The organism is Roseivivax sp. CAU 1753, assembly GCF_054482575.1.
This window is the reverse complement of record NZ_JBTLRF010000001.1, coordinates 767,849-790,927: the sequence shown is the minus strand read 5'-3', so window position 1 is coordinate 790,927 and position 23,079 is coordinate 767,849. Positions and strand designations below refer to the sequence as shown.

The window sequence follows — 23,079 nt, the reverse complement described above, 5'->3', positions numbered from 1 at the left end:
GCCCGGTCAAGTCCGGACCGCTGCAAGACTGGGCTTGCGCCGTGAGGCTACGCTGTGGTTAATTGACCCGTCAATCAACATACATCTCCTCCGGCGGCACGCCGGTCAAGGAGGCCGCGTGAGGGACCGTGACGATGCTTGACTGGCTTACCGAATACAAGATCCCGGTCGGCGACACGGCCGAGGCGATCTTCGACTGGATCCGCGAGAACCTGGGCTTCCTGCTCGACGGGATGTCGCTGGTGATGGAGGGGTTGATCGACGGCATCCTCTGGGTTCTCGAGACGCCGCATCCGTTTTTCATCATCGCGGCCTTCGTGGCGATCACCTGGGCCTTGCAGCGCAACTGGAAGACCTGCGTCTTCGTGGCGCTGGGATTCCTGTTCGTGCTGAACCAGGATTACTGGGGCGAGACGCTGGAAAGCCTGACCCTGATCCTGTCGGCCTGCGTGGTCTGCATGGGGGTCGGCGTACCCATCGGCATCGCCGCGGCGCATCGTCCGAAGCTTTACGTCTGGCTGCGCCCGATCCTCGATCTGATGCAGACGCTGCCGACCTTTGTCTACCTGATCCCGGCGATTGTCTTTTTCGGTATCGGCATGGTGCCCGGCCTGATCGCGACGGTGATCTTCGTGGTGCCCGCGCCGATCCGGCTGACCTATCTCGGCATCTCCTCGACACCTGTCGCGCTGAAAGAGGCGGCGACCGCCTTCGGCGCCACCCCGAGCCAGCTTCTCTGGAAGGTCGAGATGCCCTCGGCCTTTCCGCAGATCATGGCGGGGCTGAACCAGACCATCATGCTGTCGCTGTCGATGGTGGTGATCGCGGCGCTGGTGGGCGCGGACGGGCTGGGCGTGCCGGTGGTGCGCGCACTCAATCAGGTGAACACGTCGCTGGGCTTCGAATCGGGTTTCGTGATCGTCGTCGTCGCCATCATGCTCGACCGCATCCTCAACATGGGAGACCGCAAATGACCCATGCCGTGGAAATCGACAACGTGTCCATCGTGTTCGGCGACGCGCCCGAAACCGCGCTGCCGCTGATGGACCAAGGCATGTCGCGGCCCGATATCCAGCAACGGACCGCCCAGGTGCTGGGTGTCCACAACTGCTCGATCGATGTGGAAGAGGGCGAGATCCTCGTGCTGATGGGGTTGTCGGGGTCGGGCAAATCGACGCTCTTGCGGGCGATCAACGGGCTCAACCCGGTGGTGCGCGGGACGGTGTCGGTCAATGACGGCGGCACCATGGTCAACGTCACCGATGCCAACGCCGCCGAATTGCGCCGCATCCGGCTGGGTCATGTGGCGATGGTTTTCCAGCAATTCGGCCTGTTGCCGTGGCGCAGCGTGCGCGACAACGTGGCCCTCGGGCTCGAATTCGGGGGGCTGTCGAAGGCCGAGCGGCTGGCCAAGGCGGACGCGCAGCTTGGGCTTGTGGGGCTTGACGGCTGGGGTGACCGCAAGGTGGGCGATCTGTCCGGCGGCATGCAGCAGCGCGTCGGCCTGGCGCGGGCCTTTGCCACCGATGCGCCGATCCTGCTGATGGACGAGCCGTTTTCGGCGCTCGATCCGCTTATTCGCAACAAGTTGCAGGACGACCTGCTGGATCTGCAGCGCAAGCTCAAGCGCACGATCATTTTCGTCAGCCACGACCTCGACGAGGCGTTCAAGATCGGCAACCGCATTGCCATCATGGAAGGCGGCCGGATCGTGCAATGCGGCAAGCCGCAGGACATTTACTCCAATCCGGCCAATGATTACGTCGCCGAGTTCGTCGCCCACATGAACCCGTTGGGCGTGCTGACCGCCCGCGACGTGATGGAACCCGTCGACGGCGCGCCCGAGACGCAGGTGCCCGCCGACATGCGCGTCGAAGAGGTCATGCGGCGGTGCGCCGACGCCTCGGCACCGGTGGGCGTCGAGGACAAGGGCCAACTGGTCGGACAGGTCAGTGAGACCGGCCTGCTGCGCCGTCTGCTCGATCCGCGCGGGCAGGGCTGACGCCGCGCGCCTGCGCCGCTAAGGTGGCGCGCAAGAGACCGATCAGAGGCCCGAGAGCAGACATGCAGACCACCGCCGCCGCGCTGACCATGGTCAGAGACGACGCCTTCTTCCTCGACAAGTGGCTGCGCTATTACGGCGGGCTGTTCGGGCGCGAAAACTGCTATGTCATCAATCACGGGCGCGGCGAGATGGTCGCGGACATGGCGGCAGGCTGCAATGTCATCGGCTTGCCCGGCGATCCGCATCCGCAATTCGAGCGCAAGCGCTGGCGGCTGCTGAACAGCATGGTGACGGGGCTTCTGGGCTATTACACGCATGTGGTCGTCGGCGATGTGGACGAGGTCGTGGTGATCGACCCCGAGACCGGCCATGACCTGCTGAGCTGGCTCGAGGCCAAGCGGCGGCCCCGCGTCTACACGCCCGTTGGGCTGGATGTGACGCACCGGATCGATCGCGAGAGCGATGAGATCGGGGACCACGTGATCGGCCCGCGTCGGCATGTGAAACTGCTGCCGCACCATTCCAAGCCCTGCATCCTTGGCAAGCCCGCGCAGCTGTCGCGGGGCGGGCACTTCGCCAAGGCCGAAAAGCTGAATACCCCCGAGGGGCTCTATCTGCTGCATCTGAAGTTCTGCGATTTCGGCCAGTACGTGGAGGCGATGAACCGCCGCAACGCGGTGATCGAGGCGATCGGGGTCGATGTGAAGGAGACCTCGATCGGGCGGCACTGGTTCGCTGACGCGCGCGGCGAGGATCGCGCGGTATTCGAGGCGTTCGAGACGTTGGACGAACGCGACGGGTTCGATCTGGGCTGGCTGCGCGCCGAGATGCAGTCAAGCTGGCAGCCACGCGGCCAGACCGGGTTCTGGCAGTTCGACCGGCCCGAATACGGCCTGCAATACCAATTGCCCGCGCGCTTCGACGGCATCGTCTGACCGCGCGGTGATCCGAGGCCGCGGATCGGGTCCGTTGCCATGGTCCCGCCGGTCCCGGCGCGCCGCCCTGTCCCGGCCCCGCGCCGGGACCTCGGATCACGGCGCTAAAACCGTTCTCCGGCCCTGCAGGAACGCCAACAGCGCCGCCACGGTCTCTTCGGGGGATTGATCGGGGAAGAAATGTCCGCCCGGGATCGCCTGGCTTTGCATATCCGCAAGGCGCGGCTCCCAGGTCGCGGGAACGTTCATCGCTTTCGCCATCGCGCCATCTGCACCGTAGAGCACCAGCGACGGGCACTTTACCTGCCGGTTCAGGTCTTGGGCGTCATGGACGATATCGACGTCGATCGCCGCGCGGTAATCGTCGCACATGGCGCGGATGGTTTCGGGCCGCCGCCATGCAGCGCGATATTCCGCCAGCAGGTCGGCATCGAAGTCGGGCAGTGCGGCCTTGCCGAATCCCAGCAGGCACCGCTCGAAATAGGTGTCGGGATCGTGGCCGATCATGGTTTCCGGAAACGGTGCGGGCTGCGCCAGGAAGAACCAGTGGTAATAGGCGCGCGCCACCTGGTGCGTCAGCGTTGACAGAAGATGCTCGGTCGGCACGATATCCATCACCGTGAGGCTGGCCAAATGTTCGGGTGCATCCAGCGCCATGCGGTGCGCGACGCGCCCGCCACGGTCATGTCCGGCCAGATGAAAGCGGGAAAACCCCAGCCCGTGCATCAGCCCCAGCATGTCCGCGCCCATGGCGCGGAACGACATGTCCTCCATGCGGTCGGGCGTCCAGCTGTCGCCATAGCCGCGCAGGTCGGCGGCGATCACGGTGAAATGCGGCGCGAGACCGCGCATCAGGGGGCGCCACATGGCGCGCATCTGCGGGAAACCGTGCAGCAACAGCATCGGCGGGCCCGAGCCCGCGCGCTCATAGGCGATGCGATGTCCGTGGATATGTGCAATTTCGGGCATGGGCGTCTCCTTCCGGCGCAGGCTAGCGCAGGCAAGGGGCGCGTCAAACGTCCCGATCAGTCAGTTGACCGGTCACTTGATCGGGCTGCGGACGTAGCGGATCTTGTCGATGTTGATGCCAATGGCACCCTGTGCCGTGTCGGACGCAGAGGCCAGCAATTCGCTGGTTCCGGTCAGCGCCGAGAAGCTGTCCTGGATCAGGCCATCCGGCATCTGGGTAAGCATCATCGCGGCGAGCGCGCCGATCACGATGCTGCCGGACGCGCCGCGGTCGCCACGGGCCTTGAACAGGCACCGGATCAGATGAAACCCCAGCGCGACGGTGGACACCATGATCAGCGCGGTCAGCCCGTATAGCAGGTAATCGCGATGCTCCGCGGACAGCGTGCCCTGCATCAGGCTGTCGCTCAGGTAGTCGTGGTTACGGGCGACAGAGATCACGAACAGGAACCAGACCAGACCGATGATCGCCCAGAATACCGGGTGCTCGTTGCGGTTGCGGATGTTGGACTTGCTGCGACCGGTGCGGGCGAAATGTCCGTCGATGCGACCGACCCGTGCCCGGAATTCATCCTGTCCCATTTTTTTGAATTGTCTGCTCATGTGACCACTGAGCGCGAGAAATGTGTTCAGATCGTGAAGCGATCACGGCGCATCTGGGAATACGGACACGTTGTTGCACCGTTACCTTACGGAATGGTTAATCCGGAACAGGACTTCCGGATTTTGGGAACGGACCGACCGGGCACCAGCATCCGGTCCCTGCCGCGTCAGTTAGACTTCATCGCATCGAGGATGCGTGCCCAGCTTCGGATCCCCTTGTGGAAGCTTTCGACGTTGTACTTCTCGTTCGGGGAATGGATCGCGTCGTCGTCATTGGCAAAGCCGATCAGCATCGATTCCATCCCCAGGATGGTCTTGAAGTACCCGGCGATCGGGATCGAGCCGCCCATGCCCGCAAACACCGCTTCGCGGTCCCATTCCTCGGACAGGGCGGTGCGCGCGATCTCGAACTCGGGCCGCGACGTGTCCATGACCGAGGCGGGCGCGCCCTCGAGGCCGCCGTGCCAGACCAGCTTGGCATCGGTCGGCAGATGCGCCTCTATGTGGGCGCGCAGGCGGTCGCGGACATGCGCGGGGTCCTGTTCGCCAACGAGGCGGCAGGTGATCTTGCAATGCGCTTCGGCGGGGATCACCGTCTTGGTGCCTGCACCGGTATAGCCCCCCCAGAGGCCATTGATCTCGAGCGTCGGGCGGGCCCAGACCTGCTCCATCGCGGTGAACGCGGTCTCGCCATGGGCGCGGCTCATGCCGATCCGGCCCAGGAACGTCGCCTCGTCGAAGCCCGCATCGGCCCATTGGCGGCGGATGTCGTCGGACAGTTCCGGCACGCCATCGTAGAAACCCTCGACCGCAACGCGGCCCGCGTCGTCATGCAGCGTCGCGATGATTTTCGATATCTCGCGCAGAGGGTTCAGGGCCGGGCCGCCGTAAAGCCCCGAATGCAGGTCCATGGCGGGCCCCTGCAGGGTGAACTCGTCCTTGACCATGCCGCGCAATTGCGTCGCGATCGAGGGCTGGCCCGGGGCCGCCATCGAGGTATCGCAGATCAGCGCGATATCGGCGCGCAGCTCGTCCGCATGGTCCTTCATGAATGGCACCAGTGACGGCGACCCCGACTCTTCCTCGCCCTCCAAGAAAAAGGTGATCTTGCAGGGCAGGGCGCCGTTTTCGGCGATATAGGCGCGGCAGGCCTCGACAAAGGTCATCAGCTGGCCCTTGTCGTCCGACGCGCCGCGCGCGCGGATCACGCGGCCCGACGGCGTCTCTTCGATGGCCGGATCGAACGGGTCGCGGTGCCAAAGCTTCAGCGGATCGACCGGCTGCACATCGTAGTGGCCGTAGAACAGAAGGTGCGGGCCGGGTCCGTCCACATGCGCCACCACCATCGGATGCCCGGGGGTGGGGCGTTTCGCGGCGGCGATGCCCATGGATTGCAAATCCGCGACCAGCCAGTCCGCGGCCCTGTCGCAGTCGTCCCTGTAGGCGGGATCGGTCGAGATCGAGGGCACCCGCAACAGCTGGAACAGCCGCTCGAGTGCGGCGTCGAGGTCGGTGTCGATGCGGGACAGAACGGCGTCGAGGGACATGATGCGGCCTTCATCAATGGGTGCGGTTTGCCCGCGACGGTATCACCGCGATCCGGCGTGTCCAGCCTGACCGGCGGGACCACGCCACCGGTCGCGGCATCGACAATTGGTCCCGTTTGGCGGCCTGCGGCATTGTTGTACTTGGCGCGGCGCTGCAAAATCGGTAGTTGAAGCGACAAGACCCATGCCGGGCACGCGGGATCAGCCCGCCGAACGGGTATCCGGGTCATTGTCATGGTCGGTCACGGGGGGGATGCGCCGCGATCGATTGATCGAAATCAAGGATGTAATGCCGTCAACTGGCATAGGCAGTTGCCAGGAAGGCCACTAGTCTTTAAGCATTCCAGAACTTGAATATTGGATCTTGTGCGGTCCGACCCGATGATGGAGGCACACACCGTGGATTATGCGGCGCAATTGACCAAGGCGATCGACCGGCTTCACGAAGAGGGCCGCTATCGCACCTTCATCGACATCGAGCGTCGGCAGGGCCAGTTCCCCCACGCGACCTGGACCCGGCCTGACGGCACCGAACAACCGATCACCGTCTGGTGCGGCAACGATTACCTGGGCATGGGCCAGCACCCCGCGGTTCTGGCCGCCATGCACGAGGCCATCGACGCCACCGGCGCGGGGTCGGGCGGGACGCGCAACATCTCGGGCACGACGGTCTATCACAAGCGGCTCGAGGCCGAGCTGGCGGATCTGCACGGCAAGGAAGCCGCGCTGCTCTTTACCTCTGCCTATATCGCCAACGACGCCACGCTTTCGACGCTGCCAAAGCTGTTTCCGGGGCTGATCATCTATTCCGATGCGCTCAACCACGCCTCGATGATCGAGGGCGTGCGCCGCAATGGCGGGGCCAAGCGGATCTTCCGGCACAACGACGTGGAACACCTGCGCGAACTTCTGGCCGCCGACGATCCGGCCGCGCCGAAGCTGATCGCCTTCGAATCGATCTACTCGATGGATGGCGATTTCGGCCCGATCGAGGCGATCTGCGATCTGGCGGACGAATTCAACGCGCTGACCTATATCGACGAGGTGCACGCGGTGGGCATGTATGGCCCGCGCGGGGCAGGGGTGGCCGAACGCGACCGCCTGATGCACCGGCTCGATATCATCAACGGCACGCTGGCCAAGGCTTACGGCGTGATGGGCGGCTATATCGCGGCATCCGCGAAGATGTGCGATGCCATCCGGTCCTACGCGCCGGGTTTCATCTTCACCACGTCGCTGCCGCCGGCCATTGCCGCTGGGGCCGCCGCATCGGTGGCGCATCTCAAGCGCGACCAGGACCGCCGCGACCAGCACCAGACGCAGGCGCGAATCCTCAAGCTGCGGCTCAAGGGCATGGGCCTGCCGATCATCGACCATGGCAGCCACATCGTTCCGGTCATCGTCGGCGACCCGGTGCACACCAAGAAACTGTCGGACATGTTGCTGGAAGGCTATGGCATCTATGTCCAGCCAATCAACTACCCGACGGTGCCGCGCGGCACCGAACGGCTGCGCTTCACGCCGTCGCCGGTGCATGGCCCGGACGAAATGGACAAGCTGATCCACGCGATGGACGATCTTTGGGCGCATTGTGCGCTGAATCGCGCCGAATTAAGTGCGTAGTCGCTAAACACGTTAGAAATCCATTGTGATGTGCTATCTTCTCCGCAATCAAGCAAGCGGCACGAATCGTAATCGTGTCGCGCCGGGGCAGATTGGGGCGCGTGCTATGGGAACGGTAGGGCAGACGCGATGATCGGGCGGAAATCCCGAAAGCAGGAACAAGACGTTGTCGTCGTGCCGCAGGGCTACGACGCGTTTGAGGTGCGTCTTGGTGATGTCATGCGCGGCGAACGTGCCACGATGGGCAAATCCCTGCTCGACGTGGAGCGTGAGATCCGCATCAAGGCAAACTACATCGCCGCCATCGAAAACTGCGATCCGACCGCCTTCGACACGCCGGGCTTCATTGCCGGTTACGTTCGGTCCTATTCGCGCTACCTGAATCTCGATCCCGACGAGGCCTTCGCGCAGTTCTGCGCCGAAAGCGGTTTCGAGACGGCGCATGGCATGTCCGAGGCCGCGTCGATCGTCAAGCGCAAGGACCGGCTGCCCGAGCCTGCCGCGCGCGATCCCTTTTCCGAACCGCGGATTTCCTTCGCGCCTCCGGGCGACGGGTTTTTCAGCCGGGTCGAACCCGGGGCCATCGGCTCCACGCTTGTATTGCTGCTGCTGGTGGCCGGGATCGGCTATGGCGGCTATTCGGTGTTGCAGGAAGTGCAGCGCGTGCGCCTGTCGCCGGTCGATCAGACGCCCGTCGTGCTGTCCGATCTCGACCCGGTGGATGTGGCCACAGCACAAACCGACACGCCAGAGGGCGGTGCCGGGGTCTTCACGCCGCCAAGCTCGGATGCGCTGGATCGGCTCTATCGTCCCGAAGCGCTTGACGTTCCGGTGCTGATTGCCCGCGATGCCCCGATCTCGACCCTTGATCCCGCCAGCGTCGGTGCCTTCGCCGACGCCGGGTCGCGCCGTCTGCCCGCCCGTCCGGGCACCGAGGCACCGCGCGATTTCGACGGCCTGACAGTGGCTGGCAACTCCGCCGCCGCCGGTGTCGAGACCGCGCTGGCAGAGGCATTGGACCAGTCGCCGCCCCTTGGCCCGCAGGTGCTTGAAGCCGCCGGTCCGGGCGTGACCATGATCGCCGTGCGTCCGGCATGGGTTCGGGTGCGCGCCGCCGACGGATCGGTTATCTACGAGGCGATCATGAACGCGGGCGACACCTACGACGTGCCCCGCACCGAAGAGCCGCCGACCCTTCGCATCGGCGAATCGGGTGCCGTCTATTTCGCCATCAACGGACAGACCTTCGGGCCCGTCGGTCCGCGCGGGTCGGTCACGTCCAACCTGCCGCTGGCCGTTGCCAGCCTGACCGAAACCTACAGCGTCGCCGAATTGGAGCAGGATGCCGATCTGGCCCGCGTGGTGGCCGAGCTGAACGTGGCATCGGACCTGCCCGCCGCCGACTGATCCTTTCGCCAGTGCACCGCTTGCAAGCGCCCGGTCCGGTGAATAGCTAGGGCGGGACCTGTGCTGCATGTCCCGTGGCACGTCCTCTGGCACCATGACGAAAGGACGCTCGATGAGCCTCAATCACGTCCGCCCCTGGCGCAATATCTATCGTCGCAAGTCGCGGCAGATCATGGTGGGTTCCGTTCCCGTGGGGGGCGATGCGCCGATCACCGTGCAGACCATGACCAATACCGCCACCACCGATGTGGCCGCGACCGTGGCGCAGATCCAGGCGTCGGTCGATGCGGGGGCCGATATCGTGCGCGTCTCCGTGCCCGACCAGGACTCGGCCAGGGCGCTGAAGGAAATCGTGCGCGAAAGCCCGGTGCCCATCGTGGCCGATATCCATTTTCACTACAAACGCGGCATCGAGGCCGCCGAGGCCGGGGCCGCCTGCCTGCGGATCAACCCGGGCAATATCGGTGCGCCCGATCGCGTCCGCGAGGTTATCCGGGCGGCCCGGGATCATGGCTGCTCGATGCGGATCGGCGTGAATGCCGGGTCGCTCGAGAAGCACCTGCTCGACAAGTACGGAGAGCCGTGCCCCGACGCGATGGTCGAATCCGGGCTCGAACATATCCGCATCTTGCAGGACAACGATTTTCACGAGTTCAAGATCAGCTGCAAGGCGTCGGACGTGTTCATGGCCGTCGCCGCCTATCAGCAACTGGCAGAAGCCACCGATGCGCCCATCCATCTTGGCATCACCGAGGCGGGGGGCCTGACCTCGGGAACGATCAAATCCGCGATCGGTCTCGGCAACCTTCTCTGGATGGGCATCGGCGACACGATCCGCGTCTCGCTTTCGGCCGATCCGGTCGAAGAGGTGAAGGTCGGCTACGAGATCCTGAAATCGCTGGGCCTGCGCCACCGCGGTGTGAATATCATTTCGTGCCCGTCATGTGCGCGGCAGGGCTTTGACGTGATCAAGACCGTCGAGACGCTGGAAGACCGGCTCGCCCATATCAAGACGCCGATGTCGCTGTCGATCATCGGCTGCGTGGTCAACGGCCCGGGCGAGGCGCTGATGACCGATGTGGGCTTTACCGGCGGTGGTGCCGGGTCCGGCATGGTCTATCTGGCGGGCAAGGCCAGCCACAAGATGTCGAACGACCAGATGGTCGAGCATATCGTCGAAGCGGTCGAAAAGCGCGCGGCAGAGATCGACGCGGACGCGGCCCGTGAGGCCACCGAGGCAACCGAGGCAACCGAGGCGGCAGAGTAAGACGCAAGCGTCGTTGCCCACGGCAATGTCAGATCCGCTCCGTTCCGGTCAGCAGGCTGTCGATCAACACGCTGAGCAATTCGCCCCGGTTGCGGGTGCCGGACTTGCGGTAGATGGCGTTGAGATGCGCCTTGACCGTGCCTTCGGCGCAGTTGCGCATCCGGGCAATCTCGGCGATATCGAGCCCCTTGACCAGAAAGGTCGCCACGTCGGTTTCGGATGGCGACAGCTTCCAGTTGGCGAAATGGGCCTCGATCACCTCGTATACTGCGGTGTTGGCGATGGACAGGCTGCGTTCAAGATGCGCCTTGCGCCGCAGCAGGTCCCTGAGGACGCGCGCTTCGAGGGCGATGGCGGCCAACAGGCTCAGCGTGGCGACCAGTTCGATATTGCGGTGGATGGGCGCGCTGTCGGCGGCGCCAACCAGGTAGAAATCCGCGATCACGTCGCCCGTGAAAAACACCACGCACAGGGCTTGCACCACCATCAAGAGCGCAAGCCCCGCGGGAAACTTCGTGGTCGTATCCAGCGGTATCGTCATCGCGACGCATACTAGCCGGAAGGAATTTCCTTGTAACCCCGCACCATCGCCCGTGGCAGATTGACGCCCGTGCGTCTGCTTTCATAAAGGACCGCAAGTACATGGGCCACAACCGATATCTCGGTCCATGTCACAGCCGCTTCGTGCAGGTCCTCGGGCCATTCCAGCCCCCAGAACACGTCGGTTGTCATCAGATACCCCGACAGCCCGATGACCAGAAGCGCCAGCAGCAGGTTGTAGATCATCAGCGCCCCGAGCGGGGTATGGCCGAGATGGATGGTCTTGCGGCCCGTGGCGATGTCGGTGACCTGATTGCGCGCCGCCGCGACATCGGGCGGGAAGCTTGCGAACCGGGCATAGCCCCGTCCGACAAAGCCCCACAGGATGCGGAGGAGGATCAGCGCGGCGATCCCGTAGCCGACCCATTCATGCAGGCCGCTGTCGTCGTCGATCACCAGCGCGTTGGCCCCGAAGGCCAGCACCAGCGACCAGTGGAAGATGCGGACCAGCGGGTCCCAGACGTGCACACGTTTCATGGTTCGATCTCCGCCATAAGAGAAGGGGGGCGCGCGCGGCGGGGCGGCCCGTGGTCCGCCCGCACCTGCGCGGTCGCGTCAGTCGTCCGCCTCGGTGCGCACGATGTCGAGCTGGGCGTTGAGGAACACCTCGTATTTCTGGCCGTCCTTTCTGGCATAGGCCTCGTAGAGCCCATCTTCGATCTTGATCTTGGCGACCTCGAAGCCCTGTTCGGTCAGCATGGTGCGGATCCGGGCGGTGCTTTCGTCCGTCAGAGCGACGGTGTCGCCGGCCTGGGCGGACAGGGCGAGGGAGCCTGCGAAAAGGGCGGAGAGGAGGGTGGTCTTGAGCATCGGTCAGTCCTTTGGGTTATCCGTTTCAGCGTCCCGCATCCTGTGCGGTTGCCGGGATCAGATAGCCATCGGACCGCCCGACCGACCATTGGCCCGCGGTTGTAGCGGGCGCGTCTCGACCGGAAGTTCAGGCGTCTATAACCGGGGTTTAGGGCGCGGGGTGCCGCGCTTGGCCGTGGCGCGCTGCCGGGGCCGCAGCGACGGCCGGGCGGGACCGACGCACCTACAGCGTGGTGACCTCGACGCTCTGGCGCAGCAGGGTCGCGCGTCCGTAGCTGGTCAGGAACGCCACATCCGTAGCGTCGCGTCCGACGCAGATGCGTGCGATCCCGCCCGGTTCGGCCATGCCGGTCGGGTCCATGATATGCCACCGCCCGTCAAGCCACAGCTCGGCGACGAGGTGAAAATCCTGCGGCGTCACGCCGACGCCATAGGCGCTTGCCACCCGGGCGGGGATCGTGCCCGCGCGCGCCAGCGTCACCAGCATATGCGCGAAGTCCCGGCAGACGCCCTGCCGCGTCACGAAGGTTTCGAGCGCCGAGGTCTCTGGCCCGGACGCGCCCGGAACATACGAGAAGTTGCGCCGCACGAAGTCTTCCAGCTCGACCGCCAGCGCGCCACCGGCCAACCCCGGAAAGGCGGTCGAAAGATAGGTCATGAACTTGTCGGACGGACAGAACCGCGACGGCAGAAGGTATTTCACCACATCGCGCGGCAGATCGGCGGGGCTGTCGGCGTGCAGCTTCGCAATGTCGTGCACATCCCGCTCGATCCGCACCTCGGTGGTGTAGTCCAGCGTCAGCGCCTCGGCCTCGTGAAACCAGAGCCTGAGCCCGATCTCGTCCTCGGCGGGGGTGACCCAGGTCTCGGCGCCATGGGCATTGAGCCGCTCGTGGCGCACACGCTGATCGGGCAGGGCGGCGGCATTGATCTGGACAAGGCAATCGGTCGGCGCATCGAGCGCGTAGTCGAGTGTGACGTCGATCTTCAGATGCATGGCGGCTCCGGGGCGACAGGAAAGGGGCGGGAAGCATGGCGAAGACAGCCGGACGCGCGCGGCCCGGACTACTGGTCGAGATAGCGCCCGAGCACGAAGGACGGCATCGCGCCACGCACCATCATCTCTGGCAGCACGTAGGACGGCAGCGCATCGAGCGTCAAGCGGTCCATCAACGCGCGGCCCGGCGCGGTCGTGGCGTCGATGATCCGCGCCCGCGCGCCCCGGTCGGTCAGCAGCGCCTCAAGCTCGGCCTGCGCCGCGATGCAGGCGGCGCAGTCCGGATCGGTCAGAAACGCCAGAGCCACCGGCGCGCCCGCAGGTCCAAGCGTCGGGCCCGCACCGAACAGCAGGTCGGTGTCGGCGGCGATCAGGGCCAGGTCGGCATTGCGCGCGTCAAGGTAGAGGTCGGCGGCGGATGGCGCGGGCGGGTTGAGGGCGCGATCGACGATTTCGGGGTCCGCCAGAAGGGCCGCACGCAGCTCGGCGGCAAAGGCCGCACGCTCGGCATCGGTCTGGAACAACGGACCCGCCAAAGCAGGCGCGGCGGCCCAAAGGACCGCCGCCGCAGATGTCAGGGATCGACGCATCAGCCGTCGGCGCGCTCTGCCGCGACGATATCGCGCATCTCGTCGAGGGTGACGTAGCCCCGCACCAGCGCATCGCCCATCACGAAGGACGGGGTGCCCTGGATTTGTAGCTGCTCGGCCAGCGCCCGGGTCTCGGCGATTTGACGGGTGACGCTGTCCGACCCCATCGCGGCGAGGATCGCATCCGCATCCAGTTGCAAATCGTCCGCCACCTCGCGCAGCACCGGCTCTGTCGGCTCGCCATTGATCGACATCAGGACGTCGTGAACCTGCTTGTAGGCATCGTCGCCCGCCACCCGCTGGGTCGCGATGGCAAAGCGCGACATCGTCAACGACGCCTCGCCCAGGATCGGCAACTCCTTGACCACGAAGCGGATATTTCCGTCGCTCGCAATCAGTTCCTCGACCTCGGGCTTGGCGCGGCGGCAGTATCCGCAGCGGTAGTCCATGAACTCGACCACGGTCACGTCGCCATCGGGATTGCCCCCGACCCAGGACAGGCCGTCATCGCTCAGCGCTGCGGCATTCGCCGTCACGGCGGCCTGCGCGGCCTGCTCCGCCTCGGCGGCCTGACGATCCTCAAGCGCGTTGACCGCCTCGATGATGACCCCGGGGTTCTCCATCAGGTAGGACCGGATCTCGGTCCGGAAGGCGTCGCGCTCGGCGTCGGACATGTCGGTGACATCGAAGCCCTGGGCATGGCTGCCCGAGGCCGTCACGAGGGCCAGCGCGGTGATTGCGGATTTGAACATGTAAACTCCCTGCAGGATCAAAACGGTTGTGTGTCGGGTCAGCGCCTCTGGGCGGCGCGGGCGGTGATGGCCACGTCTTCGGCCCGGCGCCATGCGGCAGAGCCGCGCGGCAACAGCGCCATGGCGCGTTCGGCATGAAGGGCGGCATCCTTGAGTCGGCCTTGCAGCGCGTATCGCTCGGCAGTGGCGACAGAGGCAAGCCCTGTCTGACCGGTCTGGGCATAGGCCACCGCGAGATCGCGCAGCACGCGTGGATCCTGCCCGTCCCGCGACCGCGCCCGGTCAAGCGCCTGCAGTGCCGCCTTGGGTTGGCCCGCCGCCAGCAATGCCCGGCCAAGCCCGCCCTGTATCAGCGCGTTCCCTCCGGCGAACCTGACCGCCTGCTGGTAGGTGGCGACCGCGGCCTTGGCCTGGCGGCTTTCCAGCAGGATCTGCCCCTTGAGGTCGAGCAGGAACGGATCGTTGGGACGCAGCCGCAGCGCGCCGTCGATCGCCGCCAGCGCCTTTGACAGGTCGGCGCGCTTGTGATGCGCCACCGCCTCGCGCATCAGCCGGATGTCCTGGGCACCGCTGTCGCCCGCCCGGCGCAGCGTCCAGGCCGGGTTGCGCTGAAACGCCGACAGCTTGCCCTTGGCCCGCTGGAACCAGTACTCGGCCCCGGGGTCGCGCGGGATGTCCTTGCCATAGGCATTGGCAAATCCCTGCAGTGCCCGCAGCCGGTCGCGGCTCAGCGGATGGGTCAGCATGTAGGGATCCTGCCGCGCGACCGACAGGGCCTCCTGGCCGCGAAAGATCTCCATCACCTCGACCGCACCGCCGGGGTCGATCCCGGCGCGCACCAGATAGCGCACCGAGCTTTGATCGGCGGCGGCCTCTTCGGCCCGGGTATGGGCCAGGAAGTTGCGCAGCACCGACGATTGGGTGCCGATCGCAAGACCAAGCCCCGCCTCGGCATTCTGCGTCGCGGCCAGCCCCGACAGGATCAGCCCCAGCCCGACCGCCGTGCGCGCGTTGCGCATGTTCGCCACCCGGCGCGAGATGTGGCCATTGGCGATATGGGCAGCCTCATGGGCCAGCACCGCCTGCAACGCGCGCGCGCTGTCCAGCTTCAGGATCATGCCGGAATGGATCAGGATGTGGGAATTGTCGGCGACAAAGGCGTTGAGGCCGGGATCGTCGACCAGCAACACCTGCACGTTCGACGGCGACAGCCCCGCCGCGGCAAAGATCGGCTTGGCCAGTTCGCGCAGCGCATATTCGATATCCGCATCGCGCAGCACCGAGATCGCACGCGCGGGGCCGGCCGCGACGAAGGCGAGGCAAACGCTGGCCACCAAAAGCCGGATCCATGGGCTGCTCCGCATTGACGCTTGCCTTTCCTGCCGCCATGTCTTGGGCCGAACCATAGAGAGACGGTCATGCGGAACTCAAGGCGGGGCGATGTCGATCCCTTCATTGTGATGGACGTGATGGAGGCGGCGCGGGCAGCAGAGGCGTCGGGGCGTCGCATCATCCACATGGAGGTGGGCCAACCCGGCACACCGGCCCCGCAAGCCGCACGCGATGCGCTGGCCCGCGCCATGCAGACCGATGCCCTGGGCTATACCGTGGCGCTGGGACTGCCCGCCCTGCGCGCACGGATCGCGCGGCTCTACGGCGAATGGTACGGCGTCGATCTGGACCCCGCCCGCGTGGTGGTGACGCCGGGCTCGTCAGGTGCCTTCATCCTCGCCTTCACCGCGCTCTTCGATGCCGGTGCGACGGTGGCTCTGGGGCGCCCCGGCTACCCGTCCTACCGCCAGATCCTGCGCGCGCTCGACCTTCATGCGCTCGAGGTGGACAGCGCCGATGCCAACCGCCTGCAACCCACGCCCGAAGACCTCGCGCCGCATGACTGGCAGGGCCTGCTGGTGGCCTCGCCCGCCAATCCCACCGGCACGATGCTGGGCCGCGATGCGCTTGGCGCGCTGATCGGGGCGGCCCGGGACCGGGGTGCCGCCTTCATCTCGGACGAAATCTATCACGGTATCGAATACGAGGCCAAGGCCGTCTGTGCGCTCGAGATCTCGGACGATGTCTGCGTGATCAATTCCTTCTCCAAATACTTCTCGATGACCGGCTGGCGGGTCGGCTGGATGGTGGTGCCCGAGGCCCAGCTGCGGCAGGTCGAGCGGCTGGCCCAGAACCTCTTTATCTGCGCCCCGCATGCGGCCCAGGTGGCGGCGCTGGCGGCAATGGACGCGGATGACGAGCTTGCGGCGAACATGGCGGTCTACCGCCGCAACCGCGCGCTGATGCTGGACGGCCTGCCGAAAGCCGGGTTCACCCGGATTGCGCCGCCCGACGGGGCCTTCTACGTCTATGCGGATGTGTCGGACATCACCGATGACAGCCGCGCCTTCGCCGCCGAGATCCTCGACAAGGCCGGCGTCGCGGTGACCCCGGGTCTCGATTTCGACCCGGTGCGCGGGGCTGCAACGCTGCGCTTTTCCTATGCCCGCGCCACCGCCGATATCGAAGAAGGTCTCTCCCGGCTGACCGATTTCATGCGGCACCGCCCCCGGGTCCCCACCGACCCTTGACCGCGCCCACGCGACGACGCGCATGCCGCTTGCGCCTGCTGCCCAGCCCTCCCGTTCACGATCGGACCAAAAATACCTCTCGGGGGGTCTGGGGGGCAGACAGCCCCCCAGCCTTTCCGCTATGCTCCGCCGAAACAACAAAAGCGAGGCGGGATGAGCAGGATCATCGCCATATTTCTCGGTCTGGCCTTGTGCGCGGGACCATGTCTCACGCCAGCGGCCGCGCAGGGGCTGGGCGGGCTTGCCCGACTGGATCCCGCGGCCAGCGCCATCGAGGATGCGCGCTGGGGCGACGGTGTCACCATCGATCTTTCGCTGAGCCAGGGGGTGCCCTGGCGCGTCTTCACGCTCGACGGGCCGCCGCGACTGGTGGTCGATTTCCGCGAGGTCGACTGGGGCGCAGCCCGGGCCGACACGCTCGACCGTTCCGAAGCCGTGACCGATCTGCGCATGGGCGCCTACCGCGCGGGTTGGTCGCGCATGGTGGCGGTGCTGGCGGCCCCCTACCGGGTCGAGACGGCGGGGCTGCGCGTGGCGCAGGACACCGGAGCGGCACATCTTTCCATTGCGCTGGTCCCCAGCGATGCGGACAGTTTCGCCGCCGCCGCAGGCGCGCCCCGGGATCCGCGCTGGGATCTGCCGGCCCCCGCGCCGGTCCGGGCGCTGCCCCGGGGCGGCCAGGACGGCAGGCCGTTGCACGTGGTGCTCGATCCCGGTCATGGCGGCATCGACCCCGGCGCCGAACACAGCGGTGCCACCGAAGCCGACCTGATGCTGGTGTTTGCGCGCGAGTTGAAAGAGGTGCTGCTGCGCGCCGGTGGCTTCGAGGTCACGCTGACCCGGGACGCGGATGTCTTCGTCTCGCTCGAGGCGCGCGTGGCCGCCGCCCATGATGCCGGTGCGGACCTCTTCATCTCGCTGCACGCGGATGCGCTGGCCGAAGGCATCGCGCGCGGTGCCACGGTCTACACCCTGTCCGACGATGCCTCCGACGCGGCCTCTGCCGCCATGGCCGAGCGGCACAACCGCGACGACATCCTTGCCGGTCTCGATCTGGCCCGCACCGACGACCGGGTGGCCGGGGTGCTGATGGACCTTGCCCGGCTCGACACCAGCCCGCGCAGCGCGGCGCTGGCCGAAGCGCTGGTGACCAGCATCGAAAACGCCACCGGCAACATCCACAAGCGGCCGCTGCGCCAGGCAGGTTTCTCGGTGCTGAAAAGCGCCGACATCCCGTCGGTGCTGCTCGAGGTCGGCTATCTGTCGACCCCTGTCGAGCTGAAAAACCTGCGCGATGCCGCCTGGCGGGCAGGGATGGCGGCGGGCATTCGCGACGGGCTGTCCGCCTGGGCGGTCGAGGATGCGGCGCTGGCCGGGCTCAGGCGGCAATAGGACGCGGCGTAACATCGCCGATCCTGCAAGGCTTCGTGTTTTGACCCGGACGTCAAAGGTCTATAATGCGGGCCGCAACTGACCTGTAAGGCACGGTGCCATGACCCGTATGATCTTCTCTTTCTTCGGCGCGATCTTCTCGCTTCTGACGCTGGGCGCAGCTGCGGTCGCGATCTCGCTGGGGGCGATCTTCTGGATCTACGGGCGCGATCTTCCCAGCCACGAAAGCCTGGCGCAGTACACCCCGCCGACGATCAGCCGGATCTATTCGACCGAAGGCCGGATCATCGACGAATTCGCCGAGGAGCGCCGCCTGTTCACCCCCGCGCAGGAGATCCCGAAGCTGGTGAAAGAGGCCTTCATTTCGGCGGAAGACAAGAATTTCTATGTGCATGAAGGCTACGATCCGCGCGGCATCGCGGCTGCCATCGTCGATGCGGTCCGGTCGCGCGGGCAGGATGTGCGCGGTGCGTCGACCATCACGCAGCAGGTCATGAAGAACTTCATTCTGGGCGGCGACCGCCGGGCCGAACGCAAGATCAAGGAAATCATCCTCGCGACACGTCTGGAAAGCACGCTGTCGAAGGACAAGATCCTCGAGTTGTATCTCAACGAGATCTTCCTCGGGCAGAATTCCTATGGCGTCACGGCGGCGGCGCAGACCTATTTCAACAAGACCCTGTCGCAACTGGCCCCGCACGAAGCGGCGTTTCTGGCGTCGATGCCCAAGGCGCCGTCGGATTTCCATCCGGTGCGGAACGCCGACAGGCTTCTGACGCGGCGCAACTACGTGCTGCGCGAGATGCAGGAAAACGGTGTCATCACCAAGGCCGCCTACGAGGTCGAGCGCGAGATGCCGCTGCGATCGGTTCAGGCGGGCGACTATGAGCCGTTTCAGGCGCAATTGCCGCCGCGCGACTATTTCACCGACGAGATCCGCCGTCAGCTGAGCCGCGATTTCGGCGAGGGCGAGTTTTTCTCGGGCGGCTTTTCGGTGCGTGCAACGCTGGATCCCGAAATGCAGGACGAGGCCGCCAAGGCGCTGCGCGGCGCGCTCGAGGCCTACGATCGCGGCATCGGCGTCTGGCGCGGCACCGGCAAGACCATCCCCGACGATCAGCTTGGCAACTGGGACGAGGCGCTGCGCAACCTGACCATCGCCCGGGACATCGACCTGGAAAGCCAATGGTATCCGGCGGTGGTGCTCGGTGTGGCCGAGAACACCCTGAGCCTTGGCATCGAGGGGCAGGGCGAAGGCACCGTGCCGCGCGAGGACATCAAGTGGATGCGCGGCAACTTCGTGAACACCTTCAGCCGTGGCGATGTCGTGCATGTGCGCCGGATGATCGCCGACAGCGATGGCAGTTTCATCCGGTGGACCCTGCGCCAGGTGCCCGAGGTCGAGGGCGGCTTCATGGCGATGGACGTCAATTCGGGCCGCGTTCTGGCCATGCAGGGCGGGTTTTCCTATCAGCATTCGGTGTTCAACCGCGCCACCCAGGCCAAGCGCCAGCCCGGCTCCAGCTTCAAGCCCTTCGTCTATGCGGCGGCGCTCGATTCCGGCTATTCGCCCGCGACGATCGTGGTTGACGCGCCGATCGAGATCAACACGCCGCAGGGCGTCTGGCGGCCGCGCAACGCGTCGAACCAGTTCTACGGCCCGACGCCGCTGCGCACCGGGATCGAGCGGTCGCGGAACCTGATGACCGTGCGCCTGGCGCAGGAGATCGGAATGGATACCGTGGCCCGCTACGCCGAGCGTTTCGGCGTCTACGAGGACATGCAGCGGGTCCTGGCCAATGCCCTGGGGTCCGAAGAGACGACGCTGTTCAAGATGGTCGCGGCCTACGCCATGTTCGCCAATGGCGGCGAGCGGGTCGAGCCGACGCTCGTGGACCGGGTCCAGGACCGGTTTGGCAACACCGTCTACAACCACGAGAAAGAGCGCGGCAACGAACGGGTCTGCGTCAATTGTTCGGATCCGAACCTGCCTGCGGGCGAAGCGCCGCGCATCGCCAACAACCGCGAACGGGTCATGGACCCGGTGACCGCCTACCAGCTGACATCGATGATGCGCGGCGTGGTCGAGCGCGGCACCGCGTCGAAGACCGTCAACCTTCCGGTCCCGACCGCAGGCAAGACCGGCACCACCAACGATGCCAAGGATGTCTGGTTCGTGGGCTTCACATCGTCCATCGTCGCGGGTTGCTACATCGGGCACGACCAGCCGCGCAGCCTGGGCCGCGGGGCGTCGGGCGGGGGCATGTGTGGCCCGGTGTTCCAGAAGTTCATGTTGAAGGCGACGGCGAAATATGGCGGCGGCGACTTCCGCGTGCCGTCGGAATGCATGTTCATCAAGATCGACCGCTCGACCGGCGCGCGGCTTGGCGACGGTGCCTCCGGGGCGAACGTGGTGTCGGAGTGTTTCCGCGAAGGGTTGGAGCCGATGTTCGGGATCCAGTTCGATGGCGGCTGGGCGATGGGCTCGGGCTTTGACATCATCGAGCCCAGCGGACGCGCCAAGGAGGTCACGACCTCGACCGGCAAGAAGGCGGTGGTGGGCCCGAAGGCATCCTTCGGAACCCTGTCGACAGGCGGGCTTTACTGATTGTGTCATATCGACCCGGCCTTGCCGGGCCGACCGGCGCCACCCGGGGGGGTGGCGCGCCTGCCTTGGCGAACGGCGTGCCCTTGCCTATTGCCCGGCCCGGCGGCTGCTTGCGGAATGCGTTTTTCTGGAAAGATGAACCAGGGGGGACGCGCAAGGCCGGGATCGTTGCGCGCGCGGAGAGCAGGGGCGCGGCGCAATCGGTGCCGCGACCGGGGGGCCTGATGTGGACGGCGCGCGAACCGGGGCAGGGCGGCGGCGGGCCGCTTGTGAGGCCTCGGGACATGCGTTATCACGCGCCTCATCCACACAGAGACCTGGAGCCTCCATGCGCGCTGAAGCCGAGAACAATGTCGAGCGGATCGAGAAATCGCTGGCTCTTCTGCGCCAGCGACTGGATTGGGACACCGCCCAGCACCGGCTTGAGGAGTTCAACGCCCGGGTCGAGGATCCGACGCTCTGGGATGACCCCGACGCGGCGCAGATCCTGATGCGCGACCGCCAGCTTCTGGTCGACGCGATGGAGACATATCGCAGCATCTCGCAGGAAAAGAGCGATCAGGTCGAGCTGATCGAGATGGGCGAGATGGAAGGCGACGAGGACATCGTCGCCGAGGCCGAAGCGGCGCTGCGCGCACTGGTCGACAAGGCCGCCAGCAAGGAGCTGGAAGCGCTGCTCGATGGCGAGGCCGACAGCAACGATACCTTCCTCGAGATCAACTCGGGCGCGGGCGGCACCGAAAGCTGCGACTGGGCGTCGATGCTGGCGCGGATGTATGTCCGCTGGGCCGAGAAAAAGGGCTATGACGTCGAGTTGCAGTCCGAAAGTCCGGGCGAAGAGGCGGGCATCAAGTCGGCCGCCTACAAGATTTCGGGGCACAACGCCTATGGCTGGCTGAAATCGGAATCGGGGGTGCACCGGCTGGTGCGCATCTCGCCCTATGACAGCGCGGCTCGGCGGCATACGTCGTTCTGTTCGGTCTGGGTCTACCCGGTGGTGGACGACAACATCGATGTCGAGGTGAACCCCGCCGACATCCGCGTCGACACCTACCGGTCATCCGGGGCAGGCGGCCAGCACGTCAACACCACGGATTCCGCCGTGCGCATCACCCACCATCCGACCGGCATCGTGGTGACATCGTCGGAGAAGTCGCAGCACCAGAACCGCGACATCGCCATGAAGGCGCTGAAATCGCGGCTCTACCAGATGGAGCTTGACCGGCGGCACGCCGAGATCAACGCCCAGCACGAGGCCAAGGGCGAGGCGGGCTGGGGCAACCAGATCCGGTCCTACGTGCTGCAGCCCTATCAGATGGTCAAGGATCTGCGCACCCAGGTTGAAACATCCGACACCCAGGGCGTGCTGGACGGCGATCTGGATCAGTTCATGGCGGCCACGCTGGCGCTGAAGGTGTCGGGCAAGAGCCGGTCGGACGCGCAGGGCGACTGAGCCTAGACCAGCGCTTCGCCAAGCTTGAGTTGCCGGCGGTGGAACGTCGGCAGATCATCGGCCTCGCACAGCCCAGATCTGCGCGCCGCCTGTATTCCGCAGGCCAGGCTCGGTCCGAGGTATTCGTAGACCTGCCGGGCAAACCGTGCGCCGCCGTCGGTCTCGGGGATGGTGCGGGCGGTGTAGCCCACCCAGAAGTTGTTCTCGAATGTTGGCACGCGGCTGAGGAAATTGAAGCTTGTCGTCTGCCCGCCGCGGCGGCTGATCAGGATGGCCACACCGTTGAATTGCGGGATGACCAGCCCCCGGAACTCGCGCATGCGCCGGTCCAGCGGAAGTCCCTGCTGCCGCATGGCGTCGCGGGCCTCGAGTCCGCGCAGAAAGGCCTGATCGTTCTTGCGATAGATCATCACCAGACTGATGAGGAACTTCTTGTCGTCGACAAAACTGGGGCGCGTGAAGCGGTAGAAGCCCGACGGAAAATCGGCCTCGTCCGGCGCGCGCACGTTGTCACCGCCAAGAAAGTCCCGCAATTCGGTCGCGCTGGTCAGCCCGTTCCGGTCCTCCTCGATCTCGGCGACGGGAACCAGCAGTATGCGCGCGTCCACTTTGAAGAACTGACAGATCCGGAACAGGATGTCGGGACGGGGAAAGCTCTCGCCCGAGAGGTAGCGGTTGTACTGCGTGCGATTTATGCCGATTTCGCGACACAGCGCACTGATCGACGGTGCTCTGCGGCTGAGGTGACGCAAGTTAGCGCCAAAGCGGGTCCGGAGTTCAGACGGATTCGGATTCTCTGAACTCTGCATAATTTGTTCACTATCATCAAGGGTTTGGGGGATAATAGGGGGCACTTTTTACACTTGGGCACATCGTGAATTGACGCGGATACGATACAGCATTGACGCTGTTCAGCAACATGTCGCCCCGGGAATGGCA

The 23,079-nt window shown here is 65.7% G+C and carries 21 protein-coding genes; 10 read left to right on the top strand and 11 right to left on the bottom strand.

Annotated elements, in window-relative coordinates; genetic code table 11:
- Positions 1-134 precede the first annotated feature (134 nt).
- From choW to ACXYMN_RS03565, 3 genes are all read left to right on the top strand, one after another.
- Positions 135-974, top strand: coding sequence for a choline ABC transporter permease subunit (gene choW, locus ACXYMN_RS03575; protein WP_459012056.1), 840 nt, complete (start codon positions 135-137; stop codon positions 972-974).
- A complete protein-coding gene (gene choV / locus ACXYMN_RS03570; protein WP_459012054.1) occupies positions 971-2,002 on the top strand; it encodes a choline ABC transporter ATP-binding protein in 1,032 nt (343 codons plus the stop codon). Before choW ends, choV begins: the two co-directional genes overlap by 4 nt.
- A 62-nt stretch (positions 2,003-2,064) precedes the next feature.
- Entirely contained in the window at positions 2,065-2,940 is an 876-nt protein-coding gene (locus tag ACXYMN_RS03565; protein WP_459012053.1) for a glycosyltransferase family 2 protein, read from the top strand.
- Between the two features lie 96 nt (positions 2,941-3,036).
- Here ACXYMN_RS03565 and ACXYMN_RS03560 read toward each other — a convergent pair whose 3' ends face one another.
- From ACXYMN_RS03560 to ACXYMN_RS03550, 3 genes are all read right to left on the bottom strand, one after another.
- The gene (locus ACXYMN_RS03560; protein ID WP_459012052.1) at positions 3,037-3,909 is read right to left on the bottom strand and encodes an alpha/beta fold hydrolase; all 873 of its coding nucleotides are present in this window, start codon (positions 3,907-3,909) and stop codon (positions 3,037-3,039) included.
- A 72-nt stretch (positions 3,910-3,981) separates the two neighbouring features.
- Complete coding sequence (locus ACXYMN_RS03555; RefSeq protein WP_459012051.1) at positions 3,982-4,491, bottom strand: hypothetical protein; 510 nt, start codon at positions 4,489-4,491, stop codon at positions 3,982-3,984.
- A gap of 188 nt (positions 4,492-4,679) precedes the next feature.
- A complete protein-coding gene (locus ACXYMN_RS03550; protein WP_459012050.1) occupies positions 4,680-6,059 on the bottom strand; it encodes a dipeptidase in 1,380 nt (459 codons plus the stop codon).
- A gap of 399 nt (positions 6,060-6,458) precedes the next feature.
- Between ACXYMN_RS03550 and hemA the strand changes: the two genes are divergently transcribed.
- The 3 genes from hemA to ispG all read left to right on the top strand — a co-directional run bounded on the left by hemA (position 6,459) and on the right by ispG (position 10,356).
- Positions 6,459-7,682, top strand: coding sequence for a 5-aminolevulinate synthase (hemA, locus tag ACXYMN_RS03545; protein ID WP_459012353.1), 1,224 nt, complete (start codon positions 6,459-6,461; stop codon positions 7,680-7,682).
- A 129-nt stretch (positions 7,683-7,811) separates the two neighbouring features.
- The gene (locus tag ACXYMN_RS03540) at positions 7,812-9,089 is read left to right on the top strand and encodes a helix-turn-helix domain-containing protein (RefSeq protein ID WP_459012049.1); all 1,278 of its coding nucleotides are present in this window, start codon (positions 7,812-7,814) and stop codon (positions 9,087-9,089) included.
- A 112-nt stretch (positions 9,090-9,201) separates the two neighbouring features.
- On the top strand, positions 9,202-10,356 hold the full coding sequence (gene ispG / locus ACXYMN_RS03535) for a flavodoxin-dependent (E)-4-hydroxy-3-methylbut-2-enyl-diphosphate synthase (protein WP_459012048.1): 1,155 nt from the start codon (positions 9,202-9,204) through the stop codon (positions 10,354-10,356).
- 28 nt (positions 10,357-10,384) lie between these two features.
- Here the strand turns inward: ispG and ACXYMN_RS03530 are convergent, their stop codons facing one another.
- From ACXYMN_RS03530 to ACXYMN_RS03500, 7 genes are all read right to left on the bottom strand, one after another.
- The gene (locus tag ACXYMN_RS03530) at positions 10,385-10,897 is read right to left on the bottom strand and encodes a helix-turn-helix transcriptional regulator (protein WP_459012047.1); all 513 of its coding nucleotides are present in this window, start codon (positions 10,895-10,897) and stop codon (positions 10,385-10,387) included.
- 11 nt (positions 10,898-10,908) lie between these two features.
- Complete coding sequence (locus ACXYMN_RS03525) at positions 10,909-11,433, bottom strand: cytochrome b/b6 domain-containing protein (RefSeq protein WP_459012046.1); 525 nt, start codon at positions 11,431-11,433, stop codon at positions 10,909-10,911.
- Positions 11,434-11,511: 78 nt separating this feature from the next.
- Positions 11,512-11,766, bottom strand: coding sequence for a PepSY domain-containing protein (locus tag ACXYMN_RS03520; RefSeq protein ID WP_459012045.1), 255 nt, complete (start codon positions 11,764-11,766; stop codon positions 11,512-11,514).
- Positions 11,767-11,989: 223 nt separating this feature from the next.
- Positions 11,990-12,763, bottom strand: coding sequence for a transglutaminase-like domain-containing protein (locus ACXYMN_RS03515; RefSeq protein ID WP_459012044.1), 774 nt, complete (start codon positions 12,761-12,763; stop codon positions 11,990-11,992).
- Positions 12,764-12,831: 68 nt separating this feature from the next.
- Entirely contained in the window at positions 12,832-13,287 is a 456-nt protein-coding gene (locus ACXYMN_RS03510; RefSeq protein WP_459012043.1) for a hypothetical protein, read from the bottom strand.
- Between the two features lie 65 nt (positions 13,288-13,352).
- Positions 13,353-14,105, bottom strand: coding sequence for a DsbA family protein (locus tag ACXYMN_RS03505; protein WP_459012042.1), 753 nt, complete (start codon positions 14,103-14,105; stop codon positions 13,353-13,355).
- Positions 14,106-14,143: 38 nt separating this feature from the next.
- Entirely contained in the window at positions 14,144-15,469 is a 1,326-nt protein-coding gene (locus tag ACXYMN_RS03500; protein WP_459012041.1) for a M48 family metalloprotease, read from the bottom strand.
- Positions 15,470-15,523: 54 nt separating this feature from the next.
- Here ACXYMN_RS03500 and ACXYMN_RS03495 point away from each other — a divergent pair, with 54 nt between their 5' ends.
- From ACXYMN_RS03495 to prfB, 4 genes are all read left to right on the top strand, one after another.
- Complete coding sequence (locus ACXYMN_RS03495; RefSeq protein ID WP_459012040.1) at positions 15,524-16,687, top strand: pyridoxal phosphate-dependent aminotransferase; 1,164 nt, start codon at positions 15,524-15,526, stop codon at positions 16,685-16,687.
- A 153-nt stretch (positions 16,688-16,840) separates the two neighbouring features.
- Positions 16,841-18,079 (top strand): N-acetylmuramoyl-L-alanine amidase, encoded by a 1,239-nt coding sequence (locus ACXYMN_RS03490; RefSeq protein ID WP_459012039.1) that lies wholly within the window; start codon positions 16,841-16,843, stop codon positions 18,077-18,079.
- Positions 18,080-18,179: 100 nt separating this feature from the next.
- The gene (locus ACXYMN_RS03485) at positions 18,180-20,687 is read left to right on the top strand and encodes a penicillin-binding protein 1A (protein ID WP_459012038.1); all 2,508 of its coding nucleotides are present in this window, start codon (positions 18,180-18,182) and stop codon (positions 20,685-20,687) included.
- Positions 20,688-21,015: 328 nt separating this feature from the next.
- On the top strand, positions 21,016-22,140 hold the full coding sequence (gene prfB, locus ACXYMN_RS03480) for a peptide chain release factor 2 (protein WP_459012037.1): 1,125 nt from the start codon (positions 21,016-21,018) through the stop codon (positions 22,138-22,140).
- Positions 22,141-22,142: 2 nt separating this feature from the next.
- Here prfB and ACXYMN_RS03475 read toward each other — a convergent pair whose 3' ends face one another.
- Complete coding sequence (locus ACXYMN_RS03475) at positions 22,143-22,892, bottom strand: helix-turn-helix domain-containing protein (protein ID WP_459012036.1); 750 nt, start codon at positions 22,890-22,892, stop codon at positions 22,143-22,145.
- Between the last annotated feature and the right edge of the window lie 187 nt (positions 22,893-23,079).